At 73.2% G+C, this 16,735-nt stretch carries 15 protein-coding genes; 2 read left to right on the top strand and 13 right to left on the bottom strand.

What is annotated here, in order from left to right:
• Nucleotides 1–49: 49 nt before the first annotated feature.
• The 10 genes from ACIHAA_RS07930 to hrcA form a co-directional block, all read right to left on the bottom strand.
• Nucleotides 50–1,042, bottom strand: coding sequence for an adenosine deaminase (locus tag ACIHAA_RS07930; protein WP_399814320.1), 993 nt, complete (start codon nt 1,040–1,042; stop codon nt 50–52).
• A 21-nt stretch (nt 1,043–1,063) separates the two neighbouring features.
• Complete coding sequence (locus ACIHAA_RS07925) at nt 1,064–1,969, bottom strand: ribonuclease Z (protein ID WP_399814318.1); 906 nt, start codon at nt 1,967–1,969, stop codon at nt 1,064–1,066.
• Between the two features lie 6 nt (nt 1,970–1,975).
• A complete protein-coding gene (locus tag ACIHAA_RS07920) occupies nt 1,976–2,329 on the bottom strand; it encodes a histidine triad nucleotide-binding protein (protein ID WP_399814316.1) in 354 nt (117 codons plus the stop codon).
• A gap of 118 nt (nt 2,330–2,447) precedes the next feature.
• Entirely contained in the window at nt 2,448–5,669 is a 3,222-nt protein-coding gene (locus ACIHAA_RS07915) for a S41 family peptidase (protein WP_399814314.1), read from the bottom strand.
• Between the two features lie 69 nt (nt 5,670–5,738).
• A complete protein-coding gene (locus tag ACIHAA_RS07910; RefSeq protein ID WP_399814313.1) occupies nt 5,739–6,281 on the bottom strand; it encodes a hypothetical protein in 543 nt (180 codons plus the stop codon).
• An 85-nt stretch (nt 6,282–6,366) separates the two neighbouring features.
• A complete protein-coding gene (locus ACIHAA_RS07905) occupies nt 6,367–6,759 on the bottom strand; it encodes a VOC family protein (protein ID WP_399814311.1) in 393 nt (130 codons plus the stop codon).
• A gap of 16 nt (nt 6,760–6,775) precedes the next feature.
• Nucleotides 6,776–7,513 (bottom strand): 16S rRNA (uracil(1498)-N(3))-methyltransferase, encoded by a 738-nt coding sequence (locus ACIHAA_RS07900; RefSeq protein WP_399814310.1) that lies wholly within the window; start codon nt 7,511–7,513, stop codon nt 6,776–6,778.
• Nucleotides 7,510–8,586 (bottom strand): nitronate monooxygenase, encoded by a 1,077-nt coding sequence (locus ACIHAA_RS07895; RefSeq protein WP_399814308.1) that lies wholly within the window; start codon nt 8,584–8,586, stop codon nt 7,510–7,512. Before ACIHAA_RS07895 ends, ACIHAA_RS07900 begins: the two co-directional genes overlap by 4 nt.
• A gap of 133 nt (nt 8,587–8,719) precedes the next feature.
• Nucleotides 8,720–9,856 carry a molecular chaperone DnaJ gene (gene dnaJ, locus ACIHAA_RS07890; RefSeq protein ID WP_399814306.1) on the bottom strand — a complete coding sequence of 379 codons (1,137 nt, stop codon included), beginning with the start codon at nt 9,854–9,856 and terminating at the stop codon, nt 8,720–8,722.
• Nucleotides 9,857–10,873 (bottom strand): heat-inducible transcriptional repressor HrcA, encoded by a 1,017-nt coding sequence (gene hrcA / locus ACIHAA_RS07885; protein WP_399814304.1) that lies wholly within the window; start codon nt 10,871–10,873, stop codon nt 9,857–9,859.
• A 194-nt stretch (nt 10,874–11,067) separates the two neighbouring features.
• Between hrcA and ACIHAA_RS07880 the strand changes: the two genes are divergently transcribed.
• Complete coding sequence (locus ACIHAA_RS07880; protein WP_399814302.1) at nt 11,068–11,814, top strand: MBL fold metallo-hydrolase; 747 nt, start codon at nt 11,068–11,070, stop codon at nt 11,812–11,814.
• A 46-nt stretch (nt 11,815–11,860) separates the two neighbouring features.
• The gene (locus ACIHAA_RS07875) at nt 11,861–12,664 is read left to right on the top strand and encodes a DUF3097 domain-containing protein (RefSeq protein ID WP_399814301.1); all 804 of its coding nucleotides are present in this window, start codon (nt 11,861–11,863) and stop codon (nt 12,662–12,664) included.
• On the opposite strand, the gene ACIHAA_RS07870 is transcribed toward ACIHAA_RS07875, so the two are convergent.
• From ACIHAA_RS07870 to ACIHAA_RS07860, 3 genes are all read right to left on the bottom strand, one after another.
• A complete protein-coding gene (locus tag ACIHAA_RS07870; RefSeq protein ID WP_399814299.1) occupies nt 12,648–13,217 on the bottom strand; it encodes a Uma2 family endonuclease in 570 nt (189 codons plus the stop codon). The two genes, ACIHAA_RS07875 and ACIHAA_RS07870, sit on opposite strands and share 17 nt — an antisense overlap.
• Nucleotides 13,218–13,320: 103 nt before the next feature.
• Nucleotides 13,321–14,553, bottom strand: a complete 1,233-nt coding sequence (gene hemW, locus ACIHAA_RS07865; RefSeq protein ID WP_399814297.1) for a radical SAM family heme chaperone HemW — start codon at nt 14,551–14,553, stop codon at nt 13,321–13,323.
• Nucleotides 14,554–14,652: 99 nt separating this feature from the next.
• Complete coding sequence (locus ACIHAA_RS07860; RefSeq protein WP_399814296.1) at nt 14,653–16,593, bottom strand: SpoIIE family protein phosphatase; 1,941 nt, start codon at nt 16,591–16,593, stop codon at nt 14,653–14,655.
• Between the last annotated feature and the right edge of the window lie 142 nt (nt 16,594–16,735).

Below are 16,735 nucleotides of genomic sequence, written 5' to 3'. Positions count from 1 at the left end.
CGAGCGGCCCCGGCGGGTGTACGAACCCGCGGGGGCCTCACTCCGGGGACTACGCGAACTCGTAGGCCTCCACCTCCGCGAGGTAGCGGGCCCGCCGCTCCTCGTCGTGCTCCAGGAAGGAGGCGACGAAGGAGTTGCGGGCCAGCTCGCGCATCCGCTCCTTGGTCAGGCCGAGCGCCTCGCGCACCGCGTGGAAGTTGTCCGCCACATAGCCGCCGAAGTACGCCGGGTCGTCGGAGTTGACGGTGCACAGCAGCCCGGCGTCCAGCATCCTGGACAGCGGGTGGTCGGCCAGGACGTCGACCGCGCGCAGCCGGACGTTGGACAGCGGGCAGAGGGTGAGCGGCACCCGCTCCCGCACCAGCCGCTCCACCAGCGCCGGGTCCTCCAGGCAGCGCAGCCCGTGGTCGATGCGCTCGACCCCGAGCACGTCGAGGGCCTCGGTGATGTACTCCGGCGGCCCTTCCTCGCCCGCGTGCGCGACCCGGCGCAGCCCGAGGGCGGCGGCGGCCTCGTAGACCTCGCGGAATTTGGCCGGGGGATGGCCGACTTCGGCGGAGTCCAGGCCGACACCGACGATCCGGTCGAGGTGGGGTTCGGCGGCCCGCAGGGTCTCCAGGGCCGAGTCGGCGGACTCGTCCCGCAGGAAGCACATGATCAGCTGGGTGGAGACACCGTGGTTCTCCTCGCTGCGGCCGAGGGCGCGCCACAGCCCTTCGACGACCGTCCCCATGGGCACGCCCCGGGCGATATGGGCCTGCGGGTCGAAGAAGATCTCGGCATGGCGCACGCCCTGGGCCGCGGCCCGCTCCAGATAGGCGTTGGCGAGGTCCTCGAAGTCCCGCTCGGTCCGCAGGACGGCCATCAGCTCGTAGTACAGGTTCAGAAAGGACTGGAGGTCTTCGAAGGCGTAGGCGCTCCGCAGCTCCTCGGTGTCGGCGTAGGGCAGCTCGACACCGTTGCGTGCGGCGAGGGCGAAGGCCAGCTCCGGTTCCAGGGTGCCTTCGATGTGCAGGTGCAGTTCCGCTTTGGGGAGGGGCATCAAAGCATCGTAAGGCCCTGGTCACACCCGTTTCGGGACCGGCACCCTGAGCAGATCGTGGGCCACGGTCAGCTCCCCCTCGAAACCGGCGGCCCGCGCCTGCCGCTCGAACTCCTCCGGCTCCGGGTAGCGCTGGCTGAAGTGGGTGAGGACCAGATGCCGCACCCCGGCCTCGCGGGCCACCCGGGCCGCCTGCCCGGCGGTCAGATGCCCGTGGTCGACGGCGAGTTGTTCGTCCTCGTCGAGGAAGGTCGACTCGATGACCAGCAGGTCGCAGCCGTCCGCGAGGGCGTACACCCCCTCGCAGAGCCGGGTGTCCATGACGAAGGCGAAGCGCTGCCCGCGCCGCACCTCGCTCACCGCCTCCAGCGGGACCCCGCCGAGGGAGCCCTCGCGCTGGAGGCGGCCTACGTCCGCGCCCCTGATCCCGTGCTCGGCCAGCCGTCCGGGCAGCATCCGGCGGCCGTCCGGTTCGACGAGCCGGTAGCCGAAGGACTCCACGGGGTGGGAGAGCCTGTGCGCGTCGAGGGTGTAGGCGCCGGTCGTGGCGAGCACCCCGTCCTCGGCGACGGGCGCCTCGGTGAGCGCGACGGTCTCGCGGTAGGCGGTGGCATGACGCAGCCGTTCGAAGTACCGCTGCCCCGACGCCGGATAGTGCGCGGTGATCTCGTGCTCCACCCGGTCCAGGTTGATCCGCTGGATGACCCCGGCCAGCCCCAGGGAGTGGTCCCCGTGGAAGTGGGTGACACAGATCCGGTGCAGATCGTGGGCGGCGACCCCGGCGCGGAGCATCTGCCGCTGGGTGCCCTCGCCGGGGTCGAAGAGGATGCCCTCGCCGTCCCAGCGCAGCACATAGCCGTTGTGGTTGCGCTGGCGGGTCGGGACCTGGCTGGCGGTGCCGAGGACCACCAGTTCACGGACGGACACGGCGTCTCAGCCGGGGGGCCACTGGAGGCCGCGGCCGCCGAGCACATGGGCGTGCGCGTGCCAGACGGTCTGCCCGGCGCCGCTGCCGGTGTTGAAGACCACCCGGTAGCTCTCCAGCTTCTCCTTCGCGGCGACTTCCCCGGCCTCGCGGAGCACATCGGCCGCCACGGACGGCGCGGCGGCGGCGAGGGACGCGATGTCCCGGTGGTGCAGCCTGGGGATGACCAGGATGTGGCTGGGTGCCTGGGGGTTGATGTCCTGGAAGGCGACAGTGGTGTCGGTCTCCCGGACGATGGTCGCCGGAATGCTGCCCGCGGCGATCTTGCAGAACAGGCAGTCGTCCTGCGGCTCTCCCGCCATGTGCCGTGCCTCCTCACAGGAACTGATCACTACGACGGCATCGTATCGGCCCGGCCCGCCCGCCGGACCGGAAAGGTCAAGCGGGCGGGCACCGGCAACACCCCGCGCGGTGCGGGGATCACAGGGACGGCAGCTCCGGGGGCCGCTTCACCGGGTTCTCCTCCAGCGCGGCCAGCGCCAGCCGCACCGCCTCGTCGAGCTGGACGTCCCGTCCGGCGGCGTGGTCCTGCGGGGTCTGGACCACCTCGACATCGGGATCGACGCCGTGGTTCTCCACCCCCCATCCGTAACCCTCCAGCCAGAAGGCGTACTTGGGCTGGGTCACCAGGGTCCCGTCGACCAGCCGGTACTTGCTGTCGATCCCGATGACACCGCCCCAGGTCCGGGTGCCGACCACGGGCCCGATCCCGAGCGCCTTGATCGCCGCGTTGACGATGTCGCCGTCCGAACCGGAGAACTCGTTGGCGACGGCCACGACCGGGCCGCGCGGCGCGTCCTCCGGGTAGCTGTACGCCCGCAGCCCGCGCGGCAGGTCCCAGCCGACGATCCGCCGGGCGAGCTTCTCCACGACGAGCTGGGAGGTGTGGCCGCCCCGGTTCTCCCGGACGTCCACCACCAGCCCGTCCCGGGCCACCTCGACCCGCAGATCGCGGTGGAGCTGCGCCCAGCCCGCGCCCACCATGTCCGGCACGTGCAGATAGCCGAGCCGTCCGCCGGACTTCTCGTGCACATACGCCCGCCGGTCCGCGACCCAGGCGTGGTACCTGAGGGGCTCCTCGTCCGCGATCGGGACGACCACGGCATGGCGGGGGTCGCCGCCGCCCGCCGGGGAGACGGTCAGTTCCACCGGTGTGCCCGCGGTCCCGACCAGCAGCGGCCCCGGTCCGGCCACCGGATCGACCGGGCGTCCGCCGACCGCGACGATCGCGTCCCCGGCCCGTACCGCCACGCCGGGCGCGGCCAGCGGTGCCCGGGCGTCCGGGTCGGAGGTCTCCGAGGGCAGCACCCGGTCGATACGCCAACTGCCGTCCGGATGGCGGGAGATGTCTGCCCCGAGCAGCCCCTGCCGCCGGTCGGCACCGGGCCCGTGGCCGTACGGCGTGACATAGGCGTGCGAGGTGCCCAGCTCGCCGTGCACCTCCCACAGGAGGTCCACCAGGTCGTCATGGGTGGCGATCCGGTCCAGGAGGGGCCGGTAGCGGTCCAGCACCCCGTCCCAGTCGACCCCGCCGAGGTCGGCACGCCAGAAGTTGTCCCGCATGAGGCGGCCGGTCTCCTCGTACATCTGCCGCCACTCGGCCGCGGGGTCGACGGTCGCCCGGATCCTGGACAGGTCGACGGTGATGTTGGCGTCGCTGTCGTCGTCGTGGGGGGCGCGCCGGTCGCTCGGGACGACCTTCAGCCGGCCGTCGGTCCACAGCAGGATCCGCTTGCCGTCGCCGCTGACCGCGAACCGGTCGGCGTCCGGGGCGAGATGCTCGATCCGCTGCTGGACCAGGTCGTAGCGCTCCAGCTCGGACTTGGGGTCGGGGTCGTCGGGGGTGGCCCGCGAGGTGCCGAGGACACCCTGCACCGGGTGCCGCAGCCAGAGCACCCCGTCCTTGGCGGCCCGCAGCCCGGAGTAGCGGGCGGCCTCGACCGGGAAGGGCACGATCCGGTCGGCGAGCCCGTCCAGGTCGATACGGGTGGTGGGGGCGCCCTCGCTGTCGGGGGTCTCGTCCTTCTCCGGCGCCTCGAAGGGGCGGCCGTGCCGCTGGGGTCCGAAGGGGGACGGGGTGGTCGCCGCGAGCGTGATCAGATGCGGCCGGGAACCGCCGACGAAGGCCAGGTCGAAGACGTGCTCGTCGTAGACCGGGTCGAAGGAGCGGGCCGAGAGGAACGCCAGGTGCTTGCCGTCGAGGGTGAAGGCGGGCGCGTAGTCCCGGAAGCGCAGCGGGGTCGCCTCGGTCACCGACAGATCGGCCGTGTTGGCCAGCTTGAGCTGGCGCAGCGGGCGGGGGCCGGGGTGCGACCAGGCGAGCCATGCCGAGTCGGGCGAGAAGACGAGCCCGGTGGCCTCGCCGTCCTCGGCGCGGTCGACCTCGCGGACCTCGCCGCTGTCCCGCTCGACGAGCAGCACCCGTCCGTCGTGTGCGGCGACCGCGACCCGGCTGCCGTCGGGCGCGACCGCGAGGGACAGCACCCGGCCGAGGCCTCCGGCGGCGAGCCGCCGCGGGGTGGCGCCCGGGGCGAGCCCGGTGGCGGGCGCGAACTCCAGGGCGTCCTCGCCCTCGGCGTCCGTCACCCACACCACCCAGCTCTCGCCGTCCGCGCGGAAGGTGTGCGGCAGCCGGGCCCGGACGCCGGGTTCGGAGGCGAGGGCGCGGGCGGGGCCCGAGCGGTGGGTGATCCAGTGGACGGCGCCGCGCACCGCGACGGCGCTGCCGCGTCCGGTGTGGTCGGGCGAGGCGGCCCCGAACCAGCGGCTCGCGCTCACCGGGTAGGGGTGGAGGTCGGCCCGCTGCCCGCCGAGCCGCATGTCCAGCCGCCGGGGTTCGGCACCGTCCAGGTCCTCCAGCAGCCACAGCTCCCCGGCCGACGAGTACACGATCCGGGTTCCGTCACCGGAGGCGTGGCGGGCGTAGAAGCCGTCGAGCGGGGTGTGGCGGCGCAGGTCCGAGCCGTCGGCGAGCGAGGAGTAGAGCGCTCCGGTGCCCTCGTGGTCGGAGAGGAAGGCGATCCGGTCCCCCACCCACGACGGGTACTCGATGTTGCCGTCGAGGTCCTCGTGCAGCCGTACGAACTCCCCGGCCCCCTCGCCCTCGCCGCCGGACCGGTCGATCCACAGCTTGCCCGTCGTGCCGCCGCGGTACCGCTTCCACCAGGCGGCCTCACGGCCCATGGGCGCGGACAGCAGCACCGTGGCAGGGCCCTGGGCGACCTCGCCGACCGGCCCGTACGGGAGGGTGTCGGCGGGGCCGCCGTCGAGCGGGACGGCGCGCGCCCAGGTGCGGCGCAGCGAGGCCTGGCCGACCGTGCTGAGGGCGAGCACCCGTCCGTCCGGGGTCCAGCCGCGCACCTGGGTCTTCGCGCTGCCCCAGTGGGTCAGGCGCTGGGCGGGGCCGCCGTCGAGCGGGGCGGCGTACACCTCGCGGGCGCCGTCGCGGGTGGAGGTCCAGGCGACCGTCCGGCCGTCGGGGGATATACGGGGGTGGTCGACAGGGACGCTGTCGACGCTGACCCGCCAGGCACGGCCGCCGTCGAGCGGGGCGACCCAGACGTCGTCCTCGGCGGTGAAGGCGACCAACTCGCCGTGCAGATGCGGGTAACGGAGATACGCGGGCGATACGGACTGAGTCACCCGATCACCCTAAGCAGCAACGGCCCCCACGGACAGGGGTTTTGCCGGTTGACCGGTGTGTCGCGGAGGTCATTTGCCCTGGACCGGCCAGCAGGTGGGGTCGCCCTGGCACCAGATGGTCCGGGTCACGGTGACGGTGGGACCGGGCTCGCCGGGGGCCGGGCGGTAGGTGCCGGGCGGGCGGTAGGTCGGGGTGGGGGCGGCGTCGCAGTTGCCGAGGCCGGTCACATGGAAGCGCTCCCGGCCGCCCACCGTGGCCCGCAGGTCCCCGCGGACGCACCGCCCGTCGACGACCCGGGTGATCCTGCCCCTGACGGAAATGTCCTGGCCGCTGTCCGTCTTCCCCTGGCAGTCGACGGAGACGACGGTGGTCTCCGAGGGGGCGGGGGTGGCGCTGCTGCCGTAGCCGCCGGTGCAGCTGAGCCACTGGACGTTCACCTGGTGGCGCTGGAGTTCCCTGGTGGCGGTCTGGTCGGTGGTGTACGCCGCCGCCGCGCTGCTCATGTCTCCGGGCTGGCAGGCCGTGATCCCGCCGACGGCCAGGGCCAGCAGCCCGGTCGCCGCCACGGGGCGCCCGAGCCGCGGCCGCCGAATCCGTCTCAGAACCCGCATGGTGACAGCCTGCCACTTTCCCGCCACTCGCGGTAGAGCGCATACGGCCACCCCGGACGCACCCTGCACGCCCCTCCCGGCGCCGTCAGCCGTCTAGCAGCAGCCACTCCTGAAGCTCCACCAGATTGCCCTCGGGGTCCTTGAGATGGGCCACGCGCAACCGTTCGGTCAGCGGCGCCGGACCGTGCAGCAGGACGGCGCCGCGGGCGGTGATCCGCTCGCAGTACGCGTCCAGGTCGTCGACCCGCAGCACCACGAGCGAGCGGTGGCCCAGGGCCTCGTCGCCCAGTTCACCGAGGGTGCGGGCCATCGCCTCCCGGTCCTGGAGCGCGATTCCGGCCGAACCGGCGGCGGGGCTGAACTTCTCGTAGGGCCCCTGCTCCGCCTCCGACTGGGGCCTGAGGCCGAGGACGTCGGCGTAGAAGCGGTAGCAGGCGGCGAAGTCCGAGACCAGCAGCCTTACCTGGGCGAGTTCCATCGCGTGCTCCCGGAGGTCAGGACCAGCGTCCGGTGCGGCCGAGCAGCAGCGCGGCCGCCGCGGTGCCCGCGGTCGAGGTGCGCAGGACGGTGTGCCCCAGCCGGAAGGGCCGGGCGCCCGCCTGCTCGAAGAGGGCCAACTCCTCGGGCGCGACGCCCCCTTCGGGCCCGACGACGAGGACGATCCCGCCCTCGGCGGGGAGTTCCACGGTGGCGAGGGGTTCCTCGCCGCTCTCGTGCAGCACCGCGGCGAAGTCGGCCGCGGCGAGCAGTTCGGCGACCTGTTTGGTCGTCGCGGGCTCGGCCACCTCGGGGAAGCGCGTCCGGCGGGACTGCTTGCCCGCCTCACGGGCAGTGGCCCGCCACTTGCCGAGCGCCTTCAGCCCCCGCTCGCCCTTCCACTGGGTGATGCAGCGGGAGGCCGCCCAGGGCACGATCGCGTCGACGCCGACCTCGGTCATGGTCTCGACCGCCACTTCGCCCCGGTCGCCCTTGGGCAGGGCCTGGACGACGGTGATACGGGGCGTCCCCGGCGGCTCCTCACAGAGCGCGGCCACCCGGACGATCAGCCGGTCCTTGCCCTCGGTGGCGAGGACCTCGCACTCGGCGCGGTGTCCGGCGCCGTCGGTGAGCACCACGGCCTCCCCGGGCCGCAGCCGCTTCACCGAGACCGCGTGGCGCCCCTCGGGGCCGTCGAGCACGAACTCGGGCCCGGCGCCGTCGAGCCGGTCCACGACGAAGACGGGCGCGGTCACCGTCCGCCGCCCCGCGCGGCCAACGACCCGGCCGCCTCCGCGAGTTCCGCCGCCAGCACCTCCACCAGCCGCCCGGCGGGCAGCTCGCGGGCCAGGCGGTGGCCCTGGCCCGCCCACAGCGCCATGCCCTGCGGGTCGTTCGCCTTGGCGGCCGCCTTGCGCAGCGGCGAGGTGAGGTGGTTGATCTCGGGGTAGGCCACGGGCGCGTACGGGCCGTGCTCCCGCATGAACCGGTTGACCAGACCGCGCGCCGGGCGGCCGGAGAAGGCGCGGGTCAGCCCGGTCCGGACGAACAGGGGGTCGGTCAGGGCCCGCTTGTGCAGGGGGTGGGCGCCGGACTCGGGGGTGGCGAGGAACGCGGTGCCCAGCTGGGCGGCGCTGGCGCCCGCCGCGAGCACGGCGGCGATCTGGCTGCCGCGCATCAGACCGCCGGCCGCCACGATCGGGATCCGCACGGCCTCGCGGATCTGGGCGACCAGGGAGAGCACTCCGATGCCGGAGCCGTCGTTCTCGGCGCTGTCGCGGTGGGTGCCCTGGTGGCCCCCGGCCTCGACGCCCTGGGCGATCACCGCGTCGGCGCCCGCCTCCTGCACTGCGAGGGCTTCCTCTGCGGTGGTGGCGGTGACCAGGGTGAAGGTGCCCGCGCGGCGCAGCGAGTCGAGGACCGAGGGGGCGGGGATGCCGAAGTGGAAGGAGGCCGCCGGGACCGGGTCGTCCAGCAGGACGGCGAGCTTGGCGTCGTAGCCGTCGTCGCGACCGCTGTCGGGGTCGCCCAGCTCGGTCTTGTACCAGGCGGCCTCACCGGCGAGCTGCTCGGCGTAGACCTCGACGGAGGCCGGGTCGGCCTGGTCGTGCTGCGGCATGAACACATTCACACCGAAGGGGCGGCCGGTGAGGCCGCGGAGCTGTTTGATGTCCTGGTACATGCCGTCGGCGGTCTTGTACCCGGCGGCGAGGAAGCCCAGCCCGCCGGCCTCGGAGACGGCGGCGGCCAGCTGCGGCACGGCGACACCACCCGCCATGGGGGCCTGCACGATCGGATGGCGGAGGAGATCGGTCAGCACGGAGGACATGACGGCATGTTGTCACGTCCTTCGAACAAGTCCGAATCCGCCCTTCCCCTGGCATGTGCCAGAGGAATAGCCCGGATCGGGGGACGGCCGGTGTCCTCAGGGCCTCCCGGCCCCGGCCGCCCCGCCGTCCGCGTCAGCGTCCGTTGAACGCGTCCTTCAGCCGCGAGAACAGCCCCTGCTGGCCCGGCTGGAACTGGCCCTGGGGCCGCTCCTCGCCGCGCAGCTGGGCCAGCTCCCGCAACAGGCGCTCCTGCTCGGGGTCCAGCTTCGAGGGCGTCTGCACCTCGACATGGACGATCAGATCGCCCCGGCCGCCGCCGCGCAGATGGGTGACGCCCCGGCCGTGCAGCGGGATCGACTGCCCGGACTGGGTGCCGGGGCGGATGTCGACCTCCTCCATGCCGTCCAGCGTCTCCAGCGGCACCTTGGTGCCGAGGGCCGCGGCCGTCATCGGCAGAGTGACGGTGCAGTGCAGATCGTCGCCGCGGCGCTGGAAGGTCCGGTGCGGCAACTCGTGGATCTCCACGTACAGGTCACCGGCGGGACCGCCGCCGGGGCCGACCTCGCCCTCGCCCGCGAGCTGGATCCGGGTGCCGTTGTCGACACCGGCGGGGATCTTGACGGTGAGGGTCCGCCGGGAGCGCACCCGTCCGTCGCCCGCGCACTCCGGGCAGGGGTTGGGGACGATCGTCCCGAAGCCCTGGCACTGGGGGCAGGGCCGGGAGGTCATGACCTGGCCCAGGAAGGACCGGGTGACCTGGGAGACCTCACCGCGGCCGCGGCACATGTCACAGGTCTGCGCGGTGGTGCCGGGTGCAGCGCCCTCGCCGTTGCAGGTGTTGCAGACGATGGCCGTGTCGACCTGGATGTCCTTGGTGGTGCCGAAGGCCGCCTCGTCGAGTTCGATCTCCAGCCGGATCATGGCGTCCTGGCCCCGGCGGGTGCGCGAGCGCGGACCGCGCTGCGACGCCGTGCCGAAGAAGGCGTCCATGATGTCCGAGAAGTTCCCGAAGCCGCCTGCGCCGAAGCCGCCCGCGCCTCCGCCGCCCGCCTGGGACAGGGGGTCGCCGCCGAGGTCGTAGACCTGCTTCTTCTGCGGGTCCGAGAGCACCTCGTACGCCGCGTTGATCTCCTTGAACCGCTCCTGCGTCTTCGGATCGGGATTGACGTCCGGGTGCAGCTCGCGAGCGAGCCGGCGGAACGCCTTCTTGATCTCATCCTGCGACGCGTCGCGGCGCACGCCGAGTACGGCGTAGTAGTCCGTGGCCACTTAAGACTCCGCCAGGATCTGTCCGACGTACCGTGCCACCGCTCGTACCGCTCCCATCGTTCCCGGGTAATCCATGCGGGTCGGTCCGACCACGCCGAGTTTCGCTACTGCCTCGCCGCCCGAACCGTAGCCCACGGAGACCACCGACGTGGAGTTGAGTCCCTCGTGAGCGTTCTCATGGCCGATACGCACGCGCATGGCCGGATCCTGCGCCTCACCCAGCAACTTGAGGAGGACGACCTGCTCCTCCAGCGCCTCCAGGACGGGCCGGATGGTGAGAGGGAAGTCATGCACGAAGCGGGTCAGATTCGCGGTGCCGCCGATGATCAGGCGCTCCTCGGTCTCCTCCACCAGGGTCTCCAGCAGGGTGGAGAGCACGATGGAGACCGAGCCCCGGTCCTCCGGTTCGAAGACCTCGGGGAGGTCCTGCACCAGGGGCGGGACATCCGCGAAACGACGGCCCGCGACCCGGCTGTTGAGCCGGGCCCGCAGATCTGCGAGTGACGTTTCTCCAAACGGCGCGGGGCAGTCGATCACACGCTGCTCGACCCGGCCGGTGTCGGTGATCAGCACCAGCATCACCCGCGCGGGCGCCATCGACAGCAGCTCCACATGCCGCACCGTGGAACGGGTCAGCGACGGATACTGCACGACGGCGACCTGCCGGGTGAGCTGCGCCAGCAGCCGCACCGTGCGCGCCACGACGTCGTCGAGGTCGACGGCGCACTCCAGGAAGTTCTGGATGGCGCGGCGCTCGGGCGGGCTCATCGGCTTGACGGCCGCGAGCTTGTCGACGAAGAGGCGGTAGCCCTTGTCCGTGGGGATGCGTCCGGCGCTGGTGTGCGGCTGGGCGATGAAGCCCTCGTCCTCCAGCGCGGCCATGTCGTTGCGGACGGTGGCCGGGGAGACGCCCAGGTTGTGCCGTTCGGTCAGGGCCTTGGAGCCCACCGGCTCCTCGGTGCCCACATAGTCCTGGACGATGGCGCGCAGCACTTCGAGCCTGCGTTCACTGAGCATGCGCACACCTCCAGTGTCTGTCCCCTCGGCGCTTCCCCTGGCACTCTGCGCGGGTGAGTGCCAGCATCCCCGCGCCAAGTGTACGGCCGTGGGGTACGCCCGCGGCAAGGCCGGTGCCCCGTGCCGTGCCGACCTGTCCCGACCTGCCCCGGGGTGTCCCACCGGGGCAGGTCGGCAGCGGATAGCGTCGTGCCATGACGGTCAGGTGGGAAGAGTCGGGGTGGGAGGCGCTCGGCGCCCGGGCCGGGCGCACCCGGCTTCCGGGCTGGGACTGCACGGCGGGACTGGTGGTCGGCGAGCACGGCGCGCTGATGATCGACGCGGGGTCGGGCCCGGGCGAGGGCGCCCGGCTGTGCGCCGATGCGCGGCGGCTGCTCGCACCGCTCGGCGGGGACCGGCGTGTGACACATCTCGCGTTCACCCACCCGCACTTCGACCATGTCTTCGGGGCCGCGGCGTTCGCGGACGCGGAGGTGTTCGGGGCGGTCGGCGTGGACGCGGTGCTGGCCTGCGAGCGGGACGCGCTGGTCGCCGACGCGGTGCGGCACGGGCTGGATGCGGCCGAGGCGGCGCGGGCCGGGGAGGCGCTGGTCCGCCCGCGCCATCCGGTCTGCGGGGAACGGATGCTGGACCTGGGCGGGGTGCGGGTGCTGCTGGCGAATCTGGGCCCGGCCCATACCGCCCACGATCTGGCGGTCTTCGTCCCCGGCTCGGTCCCCGGTGAGCGGGAGGTGGTGTTCTGCGGCGACCTGGTGGAGGAGTCCGGGGAACCCCAGGCGGGCCCGGACGCGGTCCCCGCGCGCTGGCCCGCGGCCCTGGACCGGCTGCTCGCGCTGGGCGGCCCGGACGCGCTCTACGTACCGGGGCACGGCGCGGTGGTGGACGCGGCGTTCGTCCGGGCGCAGCGCGACGAACTGGCGGCCCGTTTCGGCGTGTCGTGACGCCTTCCGCGCCGCTCGCGGCCCCGCTTCTCCTATCGTCATCCGAATGCGCCAGTACTCGCCCGATCTGACCCCGCCGTGGAAGAAGTCCGGCCCGGTGCCGGAGATCCCGGCCGACCCCGGTCTGGTGGTCGAGGAGCCGGGCACCGGGTTCTGCGGTGCGGTGATCCGCTGCGAGGCGGGCACGGTGACCCTGGAGGACCGCTTCGGCAAGCACCGGGTGTTTCCGCTGGAGCCCCGGGGGTTCCTGCTGGAGGGCAGGGTGGTGACCCTGGTGCGCCCGTCGGCCGCGCCCGCGCGCCCCACCCGCACGGCATCGGGTTCGGTGGCGGTCCCGGGGGCGCGCGCGAGGGTGGCCCGCGCGGGCCGCATCTATGTGGAGGGCCGCCACGACGCAGAACTCGTGGAGAAGGTGTGGGGCGACGACCTGCGCATCGAGGGCGTGGTCGTGGAGTATCTGGAGGGCGTGGACGATCTGCCGTCGATCGTGGCCTCCTTCGCGCCGGGTCCGGACGCGCGGCTGGGCGTACTGGTGGACCACCTGGTGCCGGGTACGAAGGAGTGGCGCATCGCCCAGTCGGTGACCAGCGAGGACGCGCTGGTCGTCGGCCATCCGTACATCGACATCTGGGAGGCCGTGAAGCCGTCCTCCCTGGGGATCCCCGGCTGGCCCCGGATCCCGCGCGGCCAGGACTGGAAGAAGGGCGTGTGCCGGGCGCTGGGCTGGCCGGAGAACACGGGGGCGGCCTGGCAGGGGATCCTGGCCCGGGTGAACTCCTACAAGGATCTTGAGCCGGAGCTGCTGGGGCGGGTGGAGGAGCTGATCGACTTCGTCACTGCGCACCCGTGAGCGGCAGGACACCGAACCGGCTGGTGTCGAGCTCGATCCCCACGATCGGCAGCGGCACAGGGTCCCCGAACTTGCGCGTCCGCTCGGACCGGTAGTCCGCGGACATACCGCTGCCGGCCGGCTCCGTCAGCACGAGGCATTTGCCCTCGAAGGGGTCGATGATCAGGTACACCGGAACACCGCCTGCGGCGTAGAGCGAGCGCTTCTCCACATAGTCCCGGTGGACACTGGTCCTGGACACCACTTCCAGCAGCATCGTCACGGCGGGAGCGGGAACGAGCCGCCCCGGGCTGTCGTCGGCTCCGATTTCGATGACGACGAGATCGGGCTGGGGCTCACTGTCCTCACACGGGAAGGCCACGTCCTGCGTCTGGAGCCGTTCCCATCGGTGGGCGGGAATCTGGTCCTGCACGGACTGCACGATGCGGTTGTGGACCTTGTCGGGCCCGGCCATCATCACGATTTCCCCCCGGATGAGCTCAGCCTTGAAGCCCTCCGGAACCACGAGGTTCTCGAAGGCCTCATGCACCCGGCGATCATCCACAGCGGTCATCTCCGTGGCCCTCCGCTCTCCGCCGCCGCGTGTACGGCGGCAGCCTACGGAACCAGGTTAGGGACCCAACCGGCGTTCCGCGCCGATTCACTCGTCCGAGCGGTCAGTCCACCAGGTCCCGTACCACCGCGTCCGCCAGCAGCCGTCCCCGCAGCGTCAGCACCGCACGCCCCTCGCCGTAGGGCGCCTCCTCCAGGAGCCCGTCCGACAGGGCGCGCCGGGAGGCCGCGAGCCCCTCCTCGCGCAGCAGCGACAGCGGCACGCCCTCGCGCAGGCGCAGTTCCAGCAGGATCCGCTCCACCCGGCGGTCCTCCGCCGAGAGGATCTCCCGCCCGGCCCCCGGGGAGCGTCCGGCCGCGAGCGCCGCCGCGTACGCCCCCGGATGCTTGACGTTCCACCAGCGCACGCCGCCCACATGGCTGTGCGCGCCGGGGCCCGCGCCCCACCAGTCGGCGCCGCGCCAGTACAGCTCGTTGTGCAGACAGCGGCCGGCCCCCGAGGAGGCCCAGTTGGAGACCTCGTACCAGTCCAGGCCCGCCGCGGCGAACGCCTCGTCCGCGATCAGATAGCGGTCCGCGTGGACGTCGTCGTCCGTCATCGGCACCTCGCCCCGGCGGATACGGCGGGCGAGCCCGGTGCCCTCCTCGACGATCAGGGCGTACGCCGAGACATGGTCGGGACCGGCGCCGAGCGCCGCGTCCAGCGAGGCCCGCCAGTCGTCGTCCGACTCGCCCGGGGTGCCGTAGATCAGGTCCAGGTTCACATGCTCGAACCCGGCCGCCCGCGCCTCGGCAACGCACTCCTCGGGGCGGCCCGGGGTGTGGGTGCGGTCCAGGATGCTCAGCACATGGGGGCGGGCGCTCTGCATCCCGAAGGAGATCCGGTTGAAGCCGCCCTCCCTGAGGGTCGCGAGGTACTCGGGGCCGACCGAATCCGGGTTCGCCTCCGTCGTCACCTCGGCGTCGTCCGCGAGCCCGAACTCCTCCCGGACCGCCCCCAGCATCCGTACGAGGTCCCCGGCGGCGAGCAGCGTCGGGGTGCCGCCCCCGACGAAGACCGTGCGGACCGGGCGCGGGTCGTCGCCCAGCACCTTGCGGGACAGCCGGATCTCCTCGATCAGCGTTTCCGCGTAGTTGTCCCGGGAGGCCAGCACCCCGCCCGTGCCGCGCAGCTCCGTCGCCGTGTAGGTGTTGAAGTCGCAGTAGCCGCAGCGCGTCGCGCAGTACGGCACATGGAGATAGAACCCGAGGGGGCGCTCGGCGGCCCCGGCGAGCGCCTGCGCGGGCAGCGCGCCGTCGTCGGGGACGGGCTCGCCGTCGGGGAGTGCGGAAGGCATGTCCTCCATTGTCCAGCACGGCGGGCAAGACCGTTTTCCCGCGGTGTGCGCGCTCCTGAGCGGGCCCGCCATGGTGGGCACGCTCCTGCGCGCGGAGTGTCACTCCGCGCGCAGGACCAGCAGGGCGAGGTCGTCCTCCGGTGGAGTCCGGCCGAAGTCGTGCACCAGCGTCCGGATCCGCTCCGCGACCAGCTGGGCGCTCAGCCCGACGCAGCCCGCGAGGGCGGTGGCGAGGCCGTCCCCGTCGTCGAACTGACGGGAGCCGCTGCGCCGCTCGGTCACCCCGTCCGTGACGCACAGCAGCGTGTCGCCGGGGCGCAGCTCGAAGGTCCCGCACCCGTAGGTGACGTCCTCCACGACCCCGAGCAGGGTCTGCGGCTGTGCCACGACCTGCACGTCACCGTCCGGGCCCAGCAGCAGCGGCAGCGGATGCCCGGCGGAGGCGAGCGTGCAGCGCACCCCGCCGTCGAAGGGGACCAGCTCCCCGTAGAGCAGGGAGAGGAAACGCGCGTTCGGGCCGCCGTCGGCGACCGGCACGGGAGCGCCCGCCGCCACCAGCGCCCGGGCGGCCGCGTCCGACGCCTCCGTGGCGTCGTCCAGCAGGAGCTGGTTGAGACGGTCCAGGACGTCGGCGACCGCGTAGCCCTCGCGGGCCAGCAGGCGCAGCCAGGGGCGGGCCAGACCGATCACGACCGCCGCCTCCGGGCCCTTGCCCTGGACGTCGCCGAGCGCGAAGCACCACCGTCCGCGCCCGGCCGGGAAGAGGTCGTAGAAGTCGCCGCTGGGGCCGCCGCCCTTGTCGGAGGGCTCGTAGACGAGGGCGCTGCTCACCCCGGGGATCTCGGCGACGGCGCCCGGCAGCAGGCCCCGCTGGAGCACCCTGCTGATGGTGGCCTGGCGCGCGTACTGGCGGGCCGCGCCGATGGCGAGCGCCACCCGGCGGCTGAGGTCCTCGACGAGCCCGGTCACCTCGTCGGGGAAGCACGGCAGCCCCGCCCGCCCGATGACCAGGGTGCCGAGCGGGCGGCCACCGGCGATCAGCCGGTACGCCAGCGCCGCCCCGGTCGCGCCGCGCGGGCCGAGCGCCTCCCCCGGCCAGGGCACGGGCACCGCCCGGGACCGCACCGACTCCGGGAGCAGCGGCGGGTCCTTCTCCAGCACCCGGCGCAGCTCCTCGATGCAGTTCTCACTGCCGTGCCAGACCCGGGCGAGCCGCGGCCCGGTAGCGACGGCCGTCTCGGGTCCGTACCAGCCGGTCGCCTCGTCCTCCAGCCACACCGCGCACCAGTCGGCGAGCCGCGGCACCAGCAACTGCCCGGTGAGCGCGGCCACCAGGTCCTCGTCGAGCTGTCCGGCGAGCAGGTCGGACGCCTCGGCGAGGAAGGAGAGCGCGCCGCGGCCCCGCCAGTCCCGGTCGGGCACCCCGCGCCCCGGCTCGGTGAAGGCGGTGGGCTCGGGCCCGGGAAGCCCGTCCCCGCCCGCCCCGCCGTACCGGACGTCCTCCCCGTCGTACGCCTCGATGCCGTCCGCCACGGCCGTCGCGCCGTCCAGGGGCAGCTGCGCCCAGACGGTCTTGGTCGCGGTGCGGTAGGTGATCCCCCAGGCGGTGCAGAGCGCGGCGACCAGGCGCAGACCGCGGCCGTATTCGGGTATCCCGTAGACGCGCTCGCTGGTGTCGTCGCGCACCGGGCGCGAGGGGTGGTGGTCGGAGACCTCGACCAGCAGGCCCGGCGGTTCGTCGTCCGCCTCGCGCAGCCGGCAGACGAGGTCGACGTCCGTGCCCGCGTGCACCACCGCGTTGGTGACCAGTTCGCTGACCACGACCAGGGCGTCCTCGGCCAGCCGCTCGGTGAAGGTGCCGGGCTCGGCCTCCTCGGCCCAGGCGTCCAGGGCGGCACGCAGGAATCGGCGGGCGGCGCCCGGCGCGAGCGGGCCACCGGGCAGCGTCGTACGCACCACCGGGCAGGGGCTCGCGCCCTCGTGCGCGGGCGTGTCAGGGGCACGGGAGATGGTTTCCCGTTGGGTGGGAATGGCCCCCATGGACGGCTCCCCGAGCGGTTCCGACGAACTCCGAACGACCACGCCTCCGGCGCTGCGGACAGAGTGACAGACCGGACCCGTTCATGAGCACCGAGTTACCGAAGTGGGCCGTTAAGGGTGAGAACAGGGTCATGGATGCGTC

The organism is Streptomyces sp. NPDC052040, from assembly GCF_044548405.1.
Classification (GTDB): domain Bacteria; phylum Actinomycetota; class Actinomycetes; order Streptomycetales; family Streptomycetaceae; genus Streptomyces.
The sequence above is the reverse complement of the archived record's forward strand: the minus strand, read 5'-3'. Positions and strand labels throughout refer to the sequence as shown.

Bases quoted from the DNA above. Each gene is read 5' to 3' on its own strand.
- ACIHAA_RS07895 (WP_399814308.1), bottom strand. From the start codon at position 8,586: ATGTCCTCCGTGCTGACCGATCTCCTCCGCCATCCGATCGTGCAGGCC.
- hemW (WP_399814297.1), bottom strand. From the start codon at position 14,553: ATGCCTTCCGCACTCCCCGACGGCGAGCCCGTCCCCGACGACGGCGCG.
- ACIHAA_RS07875 (WP_399814301.1), top strand. From the start codon at position 11,861: ATGCGCCAGTACTCGCCCGATCTGACCCCGCCGTGGAAGAAGTCCGGC.
- ACIHAA_RS07930 (WP_399814320.1), bottom strand. From the start codon at position 1,042: ATGCCCCTCCCCAAAGCGGAACTGCACCTGCACATCGAAGGCACCCTG.
- ACIHAA_RS07860 (WP_399814296.1), bottom strand. From the start codon at position 16,593: ATGGGGGCCATTCCCACCCAACGGGAAACCATCTCCCGTGCCCCTGAC.
- hrcA (WP_399814304.1), bottom strand. From the start codon at position 10,873: ATGCTCAGTGAACGCAGGCTCGAAGTGCTGCGCGCCATCGTCCAGGAC.
- ACIHAA_RS07920 (WP_399814316.1), bottom strand. From the start codon at position 2,329: ATGGCGGGAGAGCCGCAGGACGACTGCCTGTTCTGCAAGATCGCCGCG.
- ACIHAA_RS07905 (WP_399814311.1), bottom strand. From the start codon at position 6,759: ATGGAACTCGCCCAGGTAAGGCTGCTGGTCTCGGACTTCGCCGCCTGC.
- ACIHAA_RS07880 (WP_399814302.1), top strand. From the start codon at position 11,068: ATGACGGTCAGGTGGGAAGAGTCGGGGTGGGAGGCGCTCGGCGCCCGG.
- ACIHAA_RS07910 (WP_399814313.1), bottom strand. From the start codon at position 6,281: ATGCGGGTTCTGAGACGGATTCGGCGGCCGCGGCTCGGGCGCCCCGTG.
- ACIHAA_RS07870 (WP_399814299.1), bottom strand. From the start codon at position 13,217: ATGACCGCTGTGGATGATCGCCGGGTGCATGAGGCCTTCGAGAACCTC.